The organism is Bacillus sp. MC1252, assembly GCF_056838025.1.
Window position 1 is genome coordinate 11,325 of record NZ_CM166369.1, and the last position, 14,703, is coordinate 26,027.

The 14,703-nt window shown below is 43.2% G+C and carries 9 protein-coding genes, 1 tRNA gene, 2 rRNA genes, 1 pseudogene and 1 other annotated feature; of the genes and pseudogenes, 9 read left to right on the forward strand and 4 right to left on the reverse strand.

Annotated features, from left to right (window positions below; all coding sequences use genetic code 11):
* Positions 1 to 87: 87 nt before the first annotated feature.
* Together ACYH0L_RS00055 and rrf are read left to right on the forward strand one after the other, a co-directional pair.
* Positions 88 to 3,018 (forward strand): 23S ribosomal RNA (locus ACYH0L_RS00055).
* A gap of 61 nt (positions 3,019 to 3,079) precedes the next feature.
* Positions 3,080 to 3,195: ribosomal RNA gene (gene rrf / locus ACYH0L_RS00060) — 5S ribosomal RNA — on the forward strand.
* Between the two features lie 11 nt (positions 3,196 to 3,206).
* Here the strand turns inward: rrf and ACYH0L_RS00065 are convergent.
* Complete coding sequence (locus tag ACYH0L_RS00065; protein WP_230031766.1) at positions 3,207 to 4,175, reverse strand: YaaC family protein; 969 nt, start codon at positions 4,173 to 4,175, stop codon at positions 3,207 to 3,209.
* Positions 4,176 to 4,296: 121 nt separating this feature from the next.
* On the opposite strand from ACYH0L_RS00065, the gene guaB reads away from it, so the two are divergent.
* Positions 4,297 to 5,763 carry an IMP dehydrogenase gene (gene guaB, locus ACYH0L_RS00070; RefSeq protein ID WP_099728795.1) on the forward strand — a complete coding sequence of 489 codons (1,467 nt, stop codon included), beginning with the start codon at positions 4,297 to 4,299 and terminating at the stop codon, positions 5,761 to 5,763.
* A 160-nt stretch (positions 5,764 to 5,923) separates the two neighbouring features.
* Positions 5,924 to 7,249 (forward strand): D-alanyl-D-alanine carboxypeptidase family protein, encoded by a 1,326-nt coding sequence (locus ACYH0L_RS00075; RefSeq protein ID WP_482354247.1) that lies wholly within the window; start codon positions 5,924 to 5,926, stop codon positions 7,247 to 7,249.
* A 41-nt stretch (positions 7,250 to 7,290) separates the two neighbouring features.
* Here the strand turns inward: ACYH0L_RS00075 and pdxR are convergent, their stop codons facing one another.
* Positions 7,291 to 8,769, reverse strand: coding sequence for a MocR-like pyridoxine biosynthesis transcription factor PdxR (gene pdxR, locus ACYH0L_RS00080; protein WP_099728793.1), 1,479 nt, complete (start codon positions 8,767 to 8,769; stop codon positions 7,291 to 7,293).
* 246 nt (positions 8,770 to 9,015) lie between these two features.
* Between pdxR and pdxS the strand changes: the two genes are divergently transcribed.
* From pdxS to ACYH0L_RS00105, 5 genes and pseudogenes are all read left to right on the forward strand, one after another.
* A complete protein-coding gene (pdxS, locus tag ACYH0L_RS00085) occupies positions 9,016 to 9,900 on the forward strand; it encodes a pyridoxal 5'-phosphate synthase lyase subunit PdxS (RefSeq protein WP_482354248.1) in 885 nt (294 codons plus the stop codon).
* Between the two features lie 20 nt (positions 9,901 to 9,920).
* Positions 9,921 to 10,511 (forward strand): pyridoxal 5'-phosphate synthase glutaminase subunit PdxT, encoded by a 591-nt coding sequence (pdxT, locus tag ACYH0L_RS00090; RefSeq protein WP_230031764.1) that lies wholly within the window; start codon positions 9,921 to 9,923, stop codon positions 10,509 to 10,511.
* Between the two features lie 53 nt (positions 10,512 to 10,564).
* Positions 10,565 to 10,781, forward strand: a binding site (T-box leader).
* 49 nt (positions 10,782 to 10,830) lie between these two features.
* Complete coding sequence (gene serS / locus ACYH0L_RS00095) at positions 10,831 to 12,105, forward strand: serine--tRNA ligase (protein ID WP_230031763.1); 1,275 nt, start codon at positions 10,831 to 10,833, stop codon at positions 12,103 to 12,105.
* A gap of 596 nt (positions 12,106 to 12,701) precedes the next feature.
* Positions 12,702 to 13,037: pseudogene (locus tag ACYH0L_RS00100) on the forward strand (methyl-accepting chemotaxis protein); the annotation flags it as partial.
* 131 nt (positions 13,038 to 13,168) lie between these two features.
* Positions 13,169 to 13,261, forward strand: a tRNA-Ser gene (locus ACYH0L_RS00105).
* 86 nt (positions 13,262 to 13,347) lie between these two features.
* Here the strand turns inward: ACYH0L_RS00105 and ACYH0L_RS00110 are convergent.
* The gene (locus ACYH0L_RS00110) at positions 13,348 to 14,007 is read right to left on the reverse strand and encodes a deoxynucleoside kinase (protein ID WP_482354249.1); all 660 of its coding nucleotides are present in this window, start codon (positions 14,005 to 14,007) and stop codon (positions 13,348 to 13,350) included.
* Positions 14,004 to 14,627 carry a deoxynucleoside kinase gene (locus ACYH0L_RS00115; protein ID WP_230031761.1) on the reverse strand — a complete coding sequence of 208 codons (624 nt, stop codon included), beginning with the start codon at positions 14,625 to 14,627 and terminating at the stop codon, positions 14,004 to 14,006. Before ACYH0L_RS00115 ends, ACYH0L_RS00110 begins: the two co-directional genes overlap by 4 nt.
* Positions 14,628 to 14,703: the final 76 nt, after the last annotated feature.

Consider the following 14,703-nt stretch of genomic DNA (forward strand, 5'->3'; position numbering starts at 1 on the left):
GAAAACTAGATAACAATAAGTAATACATTCACATTGAATGCAATGCAAAGTTCATCACACATAGTGATTCTTTCTAAAGTAAGAAATGGTTAAGTTAGAAAGGGCGCACGGTGGATGCCTTGGCACTAGGAGCCGATGAAGGACGGGACGAACACCGATATGCTTCGGGGAGCTGTAAGCAAGCTTTGATCCGGAGATTTCCGAATGGGGAAACCCACTGCTCGTAATGGAGTAGTATCCATACTTGAATACATAGAGTATGAGAAGGCATACCCGGGGAACTGAAACATCTAAGTACCCGGAGGAAGAGAAAGCAAATGCGATTCCCTAAGTAGCGGCGAGCGAAACGGGAACAGCCCAAACCAAGAGGCTTGCCTCTTGGGGTTGTAGGACACTCTATACGGAGTTACAAAGGAATGATATAAGCGAAGAGGTCTGGAAAGGCCCGCCAGAGAAGGTAACAGCCCTGTAACTGAAATGTCATTCCCTCCAGAGTGGATCCTGAGTACGGCGGAACACGTGAAATTCCGTCGGAATCCGGGAGGACCATCTCCCAAGGCTAAATACTCCCTAGTGACCGATAGTGAACCAGTACCGTGAGGGAAAGGTGAAAAGCACCCCGGAAGGGGAGTGAAATAGATCCTGAAACCGTGTGCCTACAAGTAGTCAGAGCCCGTTAACGGGTGATGGCGTGCCTTTTGTAGAATGAACCGGCGAGTTACGATCCCGTGCAAGGTTAAGCAGAAGATGCGGAGCCGCAGCGAAAGCGAGTCTGAATAGGGCGCATGAGTACGTGGTCGTAGACCCGAAACCAGGTGATCTACCCATGTCCAGGGTGAAGTTCAGGTAACACTGAATGGAGGCCCGAACCCACGCACGTTGAAAAGTGCGGGGATGAGGTGTGGGTAGGGGTGAAATGCCAATCGAACCTGGAGATAGCTGGTTCTCTCCGAAATAGCTTTAGGGCTAGCCTCAAGGTAAGAGTCTCGGAGGTAGAGCACTGATTGGACTAGGGGCCCCTACCGGGTTACCGAATTCAGTCAAACTCCGAATGCCGATGACTTATCCTTGGGAGTCAGACTGCGAGTGATAAGATCCGTAGTCGAAAGGGAAACAGCCCAGACCGCCAGCTAAGGTCCCAAAGTATACGTTAAGTGGAAAAGGATGTGGAGTTGCTTAGACAACCAGGATGTTGGCTTAGAAGCAGCCACCATTTAAAGAGTGCGTAATAGCTCACTGGTCGAGTGACTCTGCGCCGAAAATGTACCGGGGCTAAACGTATCACCGAAGCTGCGGACTGTTCTTACGAACAGTGGTAGGAGAGCGTTCTAAGGGCTGTGAAGCCAGACCGGAAGGACTGGTGGAGCGCTTAGAAGTGAGAATGCCGGTATGAGTAGCGAAAGACGGGTGAGAATCCCGTCCACCGAATGCCTAAGGTTTCCTGAGGAAGGCTCGTCCGCTCAGGGTTAGTCGGGACCTAAGCCGAGGCCGAAAGGCGTAGGCGATGGACAACAGGTTGATATTCCTGTACCACCTCCTCACCATTTGAGCAATGGGGGGACGCAGGAGGATAGGGTAAGCGCGGTATTGGATATCCGCGTCCAAGCAGTTAGGCTGGGAAATAGGCAAATCCGTTTCCCGTAAAGGCTGAGCTGTGATGGCGAGCGAAATTTAGTAGCGAAGTTCCTGATTCCACACTGCCAAGAAAAGCCTCTAGCGAGGTGAGAGGTGCCCGTACCGCAAACCGACACAGGTAGGCGAGGAGAGAATCCTAAGGTGATCGAGAGAACTCTCGTTAAGGAACTCGGCAAAATGACCCCGTAACTTCGGGAGAAGGGGTGCTTCTTAGGGTGTTAAAGCCCCGAGAAGCCGCAGTGAATAGGCCCAGGCGACTGTTTAGCAAAAACACAGGTCTCTGCGAAGCCGTAAGGCGAAGTATAGGGGCTGACGCCTGCCCGGTGCTGGAAGGTTAAGAGGAGCGCTTAGCGTAAGCGAAGGTGCGAATTGAAGCCCCAGTAAACGGCGGCCGTAACTATAACGGTCCTAAGGTAGCGAAATTCCTTGTCGGGTAAGTTCCGACCCGCACGAAAGGCGCAACGATCTGGGCACTGTCTCAACGAGAGACTCGGTGAAATTATAGTACCTGTGAAGATGCAGGTTACCCGCGACAGGACGGAAAGACCCCGTGGAGCTTTACTGCAGCCTGATATTGAATGTTGGTACAGCTTGTACAGGATAGGTAGGAGCCTTGGAAACCGGAGCGCTAGCTTCGGTGGAGGCATCGGTGGGATACTACCCTGGCTGTATTGACCTTCTAACCCGCTGCCCTTATCGGGCAGGGAGACAGTGTCAGGTGGGCAGTTTGACTGGGGCGGTCGCCTCCTAAAATGTAACGGAGGCGCCCAAAGGTTCCCTCAGAATGGTTGGAAATCATTCGCAGAGTGTAAAGGCACAAGGGAGCTTGACTGCGAGACCTACAAGTCGAGCAGGGACGAAAGTCGGGCTTAGTGATCCGGTGGTTCCGCATGGAAGGGCCATCGCTCAACGGATAAAAGCTACCCCGGGGATAACAGGCTTATCTCCCCCAAGAGTCCACATCGACGGGGAGGTTTGGCACCTCGATGTCGGCTCATCGCATCCTGGGGCTGTAGTCGGTCCCAAGGGTTGGGCTGTTCGCCCATTAAAGCGGTACGCGAGCTGGGTTCAGAACGTCGTGAGACAGTTCGGTCCCTATCCGTCGCGGGCGCAGGAAATTTGAGAGGAGCTGTCCTTAGTACGAGAGGACCGGGATGGACGCACCGCTGGTGTACCAGTTGTTCTGCCAAGGGCATCGCTGGGTAGCTATGTGCGGACGGGATAAGTGCTGAAAGCATCTAAGCATGAAGCCCCCCTCAAGATGAGATTTCCCATTCCGCAAGGAAGTAAGATCCCTGAAAGATGATCAGGTTGATAGGTCTGAGGTGGAAGCGTGGTGACACGTGGAGCTGACAGATACTAATAGATCGAGGACTTAACCTATATTCTAATGTGAAGCATGAACGTTGTTATCTAGTTTTGAGAGAACATTCTCTCCATCAGGTTTGGTGGCGATAGCGAAGAGGTCACACCCGTTCCCATACCGAACACGGAAGTTAAGCTCTTCAGCGCCGATGGTAGTTGGGGGTTTCCCCCTGTGAGAGTAGGACGCCGCCAAGCTTTTCTAAGGATCAGTTCCAGACGGAACTGGTCTTTTTTGTTTTTTCTTCTAACAGCATCATGATATAAGCTGGAAACTTTTCTTCTGCAATCTCCATGTAGCGTTCAATCATGACGTAATCATCACTAATGTATTGAGACAGCAGCTCGTACCACCATTCTGTCTCATAGCGGGCAATCATACTAAGGTTATACATTAACAAGTAATGGCTGATGATCTCAGGGATCCCTAGAAATGCATCTCGTGTTGACGGAATAAACCATTGATCCAATTCTAAATCATAATGAAGATGAGTAGCGAAAGCAGGATTTTCTTCAAGAAATACATTAAACGTCAGCTTTTTGGCTTCTCTCTGTTTGAGCTTCCAACTTGTATGGAACTCAAAGTACTCAATAAATCGTTCAGCTGACATGTTATAAAGCAATGGAATATGATCTTGAATCAACATTCCATTAGCATGTTCGACTTTGACTAATGTCGAGGGCAGCTTTTGAAACTCAAGAACATGGCTCATTTCAGGTATTTTCGAAAGAAGATTGATCATCGTAAATCGTTCATCTTCAAGACCGTTCAAATGAAATAGGTGCTTTAACACATGCATGCATAGTCCATTTCGTTGGATTTTCACTTCATCTTCACTAAAACGGTAATGCTGTTTCTTTCTTTTTCTTGACGTTACGCCATGAGCTAAGACAGAGGTTTGAGAAGGATAATGAGGATCAACAGTAAGCAAACATGCCTTTAGCAACTGCGCCATTCCATAAAATAATAAAATTGGCTTAAGTTCTAGTGGAGCTATGGCGGCCTGTTCATAAAATGTATGACCGTGTTTTAAAAAATAAATAAATCGCTCACAGTTTTTATAGGCTTGCCCGTTCGCATCCTGAATGTTCCGTTTCTCATATTGTTGAAATAGAAACTTCTGGGAAGTTTCGAGTGAGTAAAAACGTTTTAAATCCTTCCATCCTGAACTTTTCATCTTCTTCCTCAACTCTCTCTATATTTTCTAAAAATTGCAACTGTTTGTTGCTTCCTTGACATGCTGTTTCCTAGTTGATAATCTACATATAATATTTTGCCGAAAAGAGGGGGATTTACTAATGTGGGAAAGTAAATTTTCAAAAGAAGGTTTGACGTTTGACGATGTTTTGCTTGTTCCAGCAAAGTCTGAGGTACTTCCGCGTGATGTCGATTTATCAGTTGAGTTAACAAGCACATTAAAGCTAAACATTCCAATTATTAGTGCAGGAATGGACACTGTGACAGAATCACAAATGGCGATTGCAATGGCACGTCAAGGCGGTCTTGGTATCATTCATAAGAACATGTCCATTGAACAGCAAGCAGAACAAGTCGATAAAGTAAAACGCTCAGAGCGTGGCGTTATTACAAATCCATTCTTTTTAACACCAGAGCATCAAGTATTCGATGCAGAGCATTTAATGGGTAAATATCGTATTTCTGGTGTGCCGATTGTAAACAACGAACAAGATCAAAAGCTTGTTGGTATTATTACGAACCGTGACCTTCGCTTTATTTCGGATTATTCAATGAAGATTAGCGATGTGATGACAAAAGAGGAACTTGTTACAGCTTCTGTTGGAACAACATTAGAAGAAGCTGAAAAAATCCTACAGCAATACAAAATTGAAAAATTACCTCTTTTAGATGACGAAGGAACGTTAAAAGGTCTCATCACAATTAAAGATATCGAAAAAGTGATTGAATTCCCTAACTCCTCTAAAGATGCACATGGCCGTTTAATTGTTGGTGCCGCTGTTGGTGTCACTGGCGATACAATGACTCGTGTGAAAAAATTAGTAGAAGCCAATGTTGATGTCGTTGTCATTGATACAGCACACGGGCATTCTCAAGGTGTTCTAAATACTGTATCAAAAATCCGTGAAACGTATCCTTCTCTTAACATCATTGCTGGTAATGTTGCAACAGCTGAAGCAACGAAAGCATTGTTTGAAGCAGGAGCAGATATTGTGAAAGTCGGTATCGGACCAGGATCAATTTGTACAACACGTGTTGTTGCAGGTGTTGGTGTACCACAAATCACAGCGATTTATGACTGTGCAACAGAAGCAAGAAAACATGGTAAATCTATTATTGCAGATGGTGGAATTAAATATTCAGGTGATATCGTGAAAGCACTAGCATCTGGTGGACATGCCGTTATGCTCGGAAGCCTTCTAGCTGGTACATCTGAAAGCCCAGGAGAAACAGAAATTTTCCAAGGTAGACGCTTCAAAGTTTATCGCGGTATGGGTTCTGTTGCTGCAATGGAAAAAGGAAGTAAAGACCGTTACTTCCAAGAAGATAATAAAAAATTCGTTCCAGAAGGTATCGAAGGCCGTACACCATACAAAGGACCTGTCGTTGATACAGTGTACCAACTAGTTGGCGGCATTCGTTCTGGTATGGGCTATTGTGGAACACAAGACTTACGCACACTTAGAGAAGAAGCTCAGTTCATTCGCATGACTGGTGCAGGTCTTCGTGAGAGTCACCCACATGATGTACAAATTACAAAAGAATCACCAAACTACACAATTTCTTGATAAATTGTGACAATCAAATTACATTTGACAGGGTCTATGACTCTGTCTATTTTTTTTGTCTTTATTGTGATAAAATTTATACTGTTGTGTTGAAATAAGCCCTTGTGGATTAAATATATATGAAAAACGTCGAAAAAAGATGAATACGGAGGTATGACGATTGAACAGCAAGATGTTGAAACAGCTTATGGTCTCTATCCTTGCACTGGCATTAATTGTTACAGCTTTTACACCAATGTCCAAAGCAAAAGCGGCTGAAGATCCATTTAATGTAAATGCGAAAGCAGCCATCCTTATTGAAGCTTCTACAGGTAAAATTCTTTATAGTAAAAACGCAGAACAAAGACTGCCTATTGCAAGTATGGCAAAGATGATGACAGAGTATCTATTGCTAGAGGCTATTTCTGAAGGCAAAGTGAAATGGGATCAAACGTATACGCCAGATGATTATGTATACGAAATTTCTCAGGACCGCAGTTTATCCAACGTTCCTTTGAGAAAAGATGGCTCGTATACAGTCAAAGAACTTTATCAAGCAACGGCTATTTATTCAGCAAATGCAGCAGCGATTGGCCTAGCAGAGGTGATCGCTGGATCAGAATCGAAGTTCGTTGAAAAAATGAACGCAAAAGCGAAAGAACTAGGTTTAACAAACTACAAATTCGTCAATGCAACTGGACTAGAAAATAAAGACTTACATGGCAAACAGCCAAAGGGTACGGGTCCTGATGAAGAAAGTGAAGTATCTGCGAAGGATATGGCATTGCTTGCACAGCATCTCATCAAAGACCATCCAGAAATTCTTGAAACAGCAAGTATCGCGAAAACAAAGTTCAGAGAAGGCACAGACGATGAAATGGACATGCCAAACTGGAACTTCATGCTCAAAGGGCTTGTGAAAGAATATGAAGGAGTAGACGGTCTAAAAACGGGCTCTACTGACTCAGCTGGTTCTAGCTTCACTGGTACAGCAAAACGTGGTGACATGCGTGTGATCGCAGTCATCCTAAATGCAAAAGGAAATATTCATACAGCACGTTTCGACGTGGCGAAAAAACTGTTTGACTATGCTTTTAAAAACTTTACGATGAAAGAAATGTACAAAAAAGGTCAACAGATCAAGGGACATGAAAACATCGAAGTCGATAAAGGGAAAGATAAAGAAGTACCTGTCGTAACAAAAGAAGCTTTCTCTGTGCCAGTAAAAAATGGCGATGAGAAGAGTTATAAAGCAAAAGTAAATATCAAGAAAAAGAACCTAGAAGCTCCTATTAAAAAAGGAACGAAGGTTGGCATGCTGACGACTTCTTATTCTGGTGATGAGAAGGACTACGGCTATTTGAATAAAGACCAATCAGGTGTTGAGCTTGTGACGAAAACAGGCGATGAAAAAGCAAACTGGTTCATCCTTGCAATGCGCGGTGTAGGTGGATTCTTCGCTGGCATTTGGGGCGGACTCGTTGATACAGTAAAAGGTTGGTTCTAATAAAAAACTGCTCTCATGCATAGAGAGCAGTTTTTTTATCGTTAAAAGAAAAGTGATTGTTTATGATTTTGAGGTGTGGACAAAGCCTGCTGAAAAATACCACATAACTTTTCCATGCCTTCGGTCAGTGCCTTTTCATTCACATAAGAAAAACTGAGGCGGATATAATTCTGCTTTGGCTCCCCAGGATAGCAGACAGAGCCTGGCAGAAAGGTGATTTGCTGCTTACGCGCCTCATGTAAGAGTGCACGTGTATCGACCCAGGAAGGAAAGCTGAGCCATAAATTGAGCCCGCCCTGTGGTATTTGCCACGTGACGTCCTTCGGTGCATGCTTTGTCAAAACATCCATCATTAAATCGCGTCTTACTTTCAAGGCAGTTCTTAACTTTTTCGTATGATCAATCATTTTCTTCGATGTCAGAAACGGTAATATGGCCTTTTGTGTGAGAAGAGGGCTGCCTAAATCATTATTGGCCTTAGCCGCTAATAAACGGTTAAATATAGAGCCTGACGCTGTAATAATCCCAATTCTGCAACCTGGAGCCAGTGTTTTACTTAATCCTCGTAAATAAATGACGTGTCCATCGTGATCCAAACTTTTGATTGGTGCTGGCGGCTTCTTTTCAAAATAAAGCTCACGATAAGGATCATCTTCTACAATGAGACAATCAATGCTTTGTGCCAGTGAGAGAAGCTGTTTTCTGCGCTTCATCGACATACTGGCGCCTGTCGGACTGTGAAAAGTAGGGATCGTATAGATGAGCTTTGGTTTATATTTATCGCAAATGCTTTGAAGCTGCTTCATGTTCATCCCTTCATGATCGACTGGAACCGTAATGATTCTTGCCCCTCTGCCCATAAAGACATCAATCGCGCCTGGATAGGTGGGTGCCTCCATGACGACCACATCATCCGGCCCGATAAACGTACGTGACACCAGATCAAGCCCTTGCTGAGAACCACTTGTCACTAGGATATTTTCAGGAGTAGAAGGCACATCTAATTTTTCTAAAAAAGACTGAATGACCTGACGAAGCTGAAGATCACCTTGTATTTCTCCGTACTTCGACATAATTTGAGGATGCCTGGCTAGTACATGCTGCATTTCTTTTTCTAAATACCGGTTAGGTAAAAGTCCTGGATCGATCATAGAAGAAGAAAGGTTAATGGCTTCTTCTACATAATGATACTGAGCGAATTGAGACCTCGGTAAGTAATCTGGAATGGACAACTGCCAATCGAAAGAGGTAGATGATTGAACCGGGATGTCAGTTTGCTCATGCTGCTCATCCACAAAAGTTCCTTTACCTTGCACAGTTGTTAAATATCCGTCGTCCTTAAGCCGTGTGTATGCCTTTGCTGCTGTGACAAGACTCACATTGAGCTGCTTCGCTAAATCACGTACAGTCGGCAGCTTCTCCCCCTGCTGAAGCAGACCCGATTGAATGTGATCAACGATTGAAAAGTAAATCTGATTTGAAAGAGATGTATCTGAATGTCGATGGATATCAATATGCATGAGAATCCTCCAATGTATGCAAAATTGTTATACACTGTTTTAAATTGTTATAGTTGCATTATAGCATATAAATCACGCTTAAAAGAGAAAAGGGCAACTTTTTAGCCGACATTCCTTTATATATAAGGGTTTATCCTTTTTTATCAGCTGATTGAATTGTTATACTATTCTCTTTATTGTTATACTGTCTCGCTTGTATGATAGAGATGTTGAATCAATCGAATAGACAAATGGGAGGAAACAATTGTGAGCAATAAGGGAACTGAACGAGTAAAACGTGGAATGGCAGAAATGCAAAAGGGTGGCGTCATTATGGATGTCATCAATGCTGAGCAGGCAAAAATCGCAGAAGAAGCAGGTGCGGTGGCAGTCATGGCACTAGAACGAGTACCAGCTGATATCCGTGCGGCAGGCGGTGTTGCCCGAATGGCAGACCCAAGAATCGTGGAAGAAGTTCAAAATGCGGTAACGATTCCAGTCATGGCAAAAGCACGTATCGGCCACATCGTGGAGGCTCGTGTTCTTGAAGCGCTTGGTGTTGATTATATCGATGAGAGTGAAGTGCTAACGCCCGCTGATGAGGAATTCCATTTAAATAAAAATGAATACACCGTACCTTTTGTATGTGGATGTCGTGACCTAGGTGAGGCAACCCGCCGTATTGCAGAAGGTGCATCCATGCTGCGGACGAAAGGAGAACCTGGGACAGGCAACATTGTAGAAGCAGTCCGCCATATGAGAAAGGTCAATGCTCAGATTCGAAAAGTAGCGGCGATGAGTGAAGATGAACTGATGACAGAAGCAAAGAATCTAGGAGCACCTTATGAATTATTGCTTCAGATCAAAAAAGAAGGCAAGCTGCCTGTTGTTAACTTTGCAGCTGGAGGCGTTGCGACACCAGCAGATGCTGCGTTAATGATGCAGCTTGGAGCAGACGGCGTATTTGTCGGATCTGGTATTTTCAAATCAGAACATCCTGCTAAATTTGCAAAAGCCATTGTAGAAGCAACGACTCATTTCACCGATTACCGTCTCATTGCAGAACTTTCTAAAGAATTGGGAACAGCCATGAAAGGAATTGAAATTTCAAATCTACTGCCAGAAGAGCGTATGCAAGAGCGTGGCTGGTAATTAAGGGAGCGCAAACGAACATGCTAACAATTGGTGTACTAGGGCTTCAAGGTGCGGTGAGAGAGCATATTCAATCAATTGAAACTTGCGGCGCAGAAGGAAAGATCATCAAACGAGTAGAAGAGCTAGAAGCCGTTGACGGTCTGATTATCCCTGGTGGAGAAAGTACGACGATGAGAAGACTTATGGATACGTACCGATTTATTGACCCGATCAAAGCGTTCGCTGCTCAAGGGAAACCAATTTTCGGGACATGTGCCGGTTTGATTATGCTGGCAAAGCATATAGAAGATCGAGAAGATGCTCATCTTGGACTGTTAAATGTATCTGTTGCACGTAATTCATTTGGCAGACAGGTAGACAGCTTTGAAGCAGGTGTAGAAGTGAAAGGACTGGATGCGCCGTTTACAGGGGTGTTCATCCGTGCGCCTCATATCGTCAGCTCAGATGATAGCGTAGAGGTCTTAGCTGAATATGATGGCAGGATTGTGATGGCGAAAGAAAACAATATCTTAGGTTGTTCTTTTCATCCAGAGTTGACAGACGACCACCGGTTAACGCAGCTGTTTGTTGAGATGGTGAAGTCCTACAAAACGAAGCTCGCTGTATAAAACGGTTGAAAAGAGATAAAACTTATAGTACATTAAAATCACAATCAAAGATCGAAAAAGCGTTGACGGGAAATAGTAAGAAGCCCCTCTTTCTCAGAGAGCCGATGGTTGGTGAGAATCGGTGAAAGATGCATTCTGAATCCATCCTTGAGCGAAATGCTGAAACACGAGAAGTAAGCATTTACGGTGATACCGTTACAGAGGAAAGAGGAAAGCATGATTTTGCATGTTTTCAATCAGGGTGGCAACGCGAGAGCTCTCGTCCCTTTCATGGGATGAGGGCTCTTTTTATTTTTCGATAAAAAAAGGAGTGTAACACATGCTGGATATTAAACAACTGCGCACGGACTTTGATCAAATCAAAGAAAAGTTAGCACACCGAGGCGAAGATTTAGCTGATTTTGATAAGTTTGGTGAACTAGATCAAAAAAGAAGAGAATTAATCGGTAAAACAGAAGAATTAAAGAGCCGAAGAAATGAAGTATCGCAGCAAGTGGCCGTTCTAAAAAGAGAAAAGAAAGACGCCGATCACATTATTCAAGAAATGCGTGAGGTCGGAGATGAGATTAAGAAGCTGGATGATGAGTTAAGAACAGTAGAAGAAAGCCTGCAACACATTCTGTTCTCAATTCCGAATATCCCTCATGACTCTGTACCAGTTGGTGAAACAGAAGATGACAACATTGAAGTGAGAAAATGGGGTGAACAGCCAGCATTCTCATTTGAGCCAAAACCGCATTGGGACGTAGCGGATGTGTTAGATATTCTAGATTTTGAACGTGCAGGAAAAGTGACAGGAAGCCGTTTTGTTTTTTATAAAGGGCTTGGCGCACGCTTAGAGCGCGCACTTTATAACTTCATGCTCGATTTACATGTGGATGAGTTTGGTTTTACTGAAGTGCTTCCGCCTTACATGGTCAACAGAGCAAGCATGACAGGAACTGGCCAGCTTCCAAAGTTTGAAGAGGATGCTTTTAAAATTCGAGAAGAAGATTATTTCCTCATTCCAACGGCTGAAGTGCCAATCACCAACATGCACCGTGACGAAATTCTTGAGGGAGAGCAGCTGCCAATCAATTATGCAGCATTCAGTGCTTGCTTTAGATCAGAAGCTGGATCTGCCGGCAGAGATACACGCGGGCTCATCCGTCAGCATCAATTCAACAAGGTAGAGCTCGTGAAATTTGTTAGACCAGAAGATTCTTATGAAGAATTAGAGAAACTAACGAATCAAGCAGAAAAAGTTCTTCAGCTATTAAACCTGCCATATCGTGTCATGAGCATGTGTACGGGAGATTTAGGTTTCACAGCTGCGAAGAAATACGATATCGAAGTATGGATTCCGAGCCAAAATACGTATCGTGAAATTTCTTCTTGCAGTAACTTCGAAGCGTTTCAGGCAAGACGAGCAAACATTCGTTTCCGCCCGGAGCCTAAAGCAAAGCCGGAGCATGTTCATACATTAAATGGATCTGGTTTAGCGGTAGGAAGAACTGTGGCAGCCATTTTAGAAAACTACCAACAAGAGGACGGTACAGTGATCATTCCTGAAGTGCTGCGTCCTTATATGGGAAATAAAGAAGTGATGAAATAAGATGCCGTTATGGCATCTTATTCTTTTTACCTAAAGTTCTACAGCTTTTCTAAAATAAGCCGATAAAAAAACTAAAAGCTTCTAGGAAAGAAGGAATAACCTTGAATAGGCTTGACTATTATGTTGAAATGGCTCAATTACTTAGAAAAGTTCTAGATGAAAGTATCCTTTTCGGCATCACTGATACAGAGAAGGTGCTTTGTTATTACCCGTCTAACACAATAGATTTTGGCATTAAAGTAGGGGACGCATTGAACCCAGAAGACCAAAACGTGGCGATGACATTAAGAGGACAAGAATATGACGGTCATTTACCAGAGTCTTTATACGGCTATGAAGTTGCTGTAAAAGGTTACCCAATTTTTGATGAAGATAGAAAAGTGATTGGCTCCTTTTTAGTGGCCTTTTCACATCATCGCGAAAAGAAATTAAGCGGTTATATGGAGCATATTAATAAAGTAGCGAAAGAACTACAAGGTGGAATTGAGCAAATTGCTGCGCATTCACAAGAGCTGGCGGCTACAAGCCTAGAAATAAGCGACCAGGCAGGAAGAGCGGAAGAGAAGTCAGCGAACATTGAAGAAGTCGTCAAAACCATAGGCGGGATCGCTAGACAAACAAACCTGCTTGGTCTAAATGCTGCAATTGAAGCGGCAAGAGCAGGTGAAAATGGAAAAGGGTTTGCTGTCGTTGCTGATGAGGTACGTAAATTGTCAGATGGTTCGAAGGAAGCGGCTGAAACCATTAATACATTCTTAAAAGAAATCCAAGACAGCATTGGCACTTTGTCTGGAAATATCTCACAAATTAGCAGCTCAACAAACGAACAAGCCAAACAAGTGACAGACTTTACAAAGATTATCGAATCATTAAATGAGTTTAAAGAAGAGATGAATCAGTTTATTGAGGAAATTAGACAGGATACGAAATAGAATCAAGAGCAGCCGTCATTTTGGCTGCTTTTTATAGGTAGATCATCATAACAAAACACATGTTTAAATTTTTTTGTGAAAAGATGTTGACTTCAAATGAAATGATATGATATATTAATTCTTGTCGATACGGAGGAATACCCAAGTCCGGCTGAAGGGATCGGTCTTGAAAACCGACAGGGGTGTCAAAGCCCGCGGGGGTTCGAATCCCTCTTCCTCCGCCATATTGATTTTACCTTAGTTGAATTGAAACGCAAGCATAAAAATTGGAAATTGTCAAACCGCTGCATTCGAAATGCAGCGGTTATTTTTATTTTGTTTTAGAACGATTTTTGTGAATAACAGAAGCAATTTCGTGAAGAATGGGATCAAGTGAGCTTTCATCATGAAGTAAGTCATAATCTTCAATATTAATTTTAATTACTGGGCATAAATCAAATTGTTCGATCCATTCAGTATATCGAGCGTACATTTCTTCCCAATATGCTCGATCTGTTTGAGTTTCCATCTCTCTTCCGCGCTCTTCAATACGATGTAAAATATGATCTAAATCCCCATGTAAATAAATAAGGACGTCAGGGTGAGGGAAGTAAGGTGTCATCACCATCGCCTCAAATAGACTCGAATACGTTTCATAATCTACCTCGGACATCGTGCCTTTGTCCGCATGCATTTTAGCGAAAATGCCAGTGTCCTCATAGATCGAACGATCTTGCACATATCCTCCACCAGATTCAAAAATTCGCTTTTGCTCCTTAAAACGCTCAGCCAGGAAATAGACCTGTAAATGAAAGCTCCATCTTTGAAAATCTGAATAGAAAGGCTCTAAGTATGGGTTGTCATCTACTTTTTCAAGAGAGGTTTGAAATCCTAGCTTGTCCGCTATTATTTTCGTCATGGTTGATTTTCCCACGCCGACAGTCCCGGCGATTGTTATGACTGCGTCCTTTGGTATTTCGATATTGTTCATAGCACTTGCTCCTTTATGTTCTGTACAATTTGCTGGTAATCTTGCTGTGAGGAAACGAAGTCTGTATGATCTCCTTCAATTGTAATGATAGGAAGCCCTGGGTCAGTCTGTTTTAAATGTTCAATGGCCAGCTCATAATCTTCAATTAAGGTTTTTAAATAAGCTGGGTCGATGTCTTCTTCAAAAGAGCGTCCTCTCATCTGTATTCTATTAAGTAAGGTGGGAAGGCTGGCTTTTATATAGATCATGGCATTGGGTTTAGGAAGATCATCTGTTAGCAAGTGATAGATCTTTCTGTATTTATCCATGTGCTTTTTTGATAATGTTCTTTCTGCAAATATCATATTTTTATAGACATGATAATCTGTAACAATCGGTTGTTGTTTTTTCACATAGTTTTCTTCAATTGATTCTAACTGTTTGAACCGATTGCATAAAAAGAACATCTCAAGCTGAAAGCTCCATTGTTCCATATCTTCATAAAATTTATCTAAGAATGGATTTTCTTCTACAATCTCTTTTACTAAAGGAAATTGAAATTCCTTCGCAAGCATTGTAGCCAAAGTTGTTTTTCCGGCTCCAATTGGGCCTTCCACTGCAATAAAAGGGGCAGGATACATAGGCGTTCTCCTCTATCTATAAAGTTGTCAAACCAATGTATATTGTACCATACCCCTTCTAAGAGATAGAGCGAAT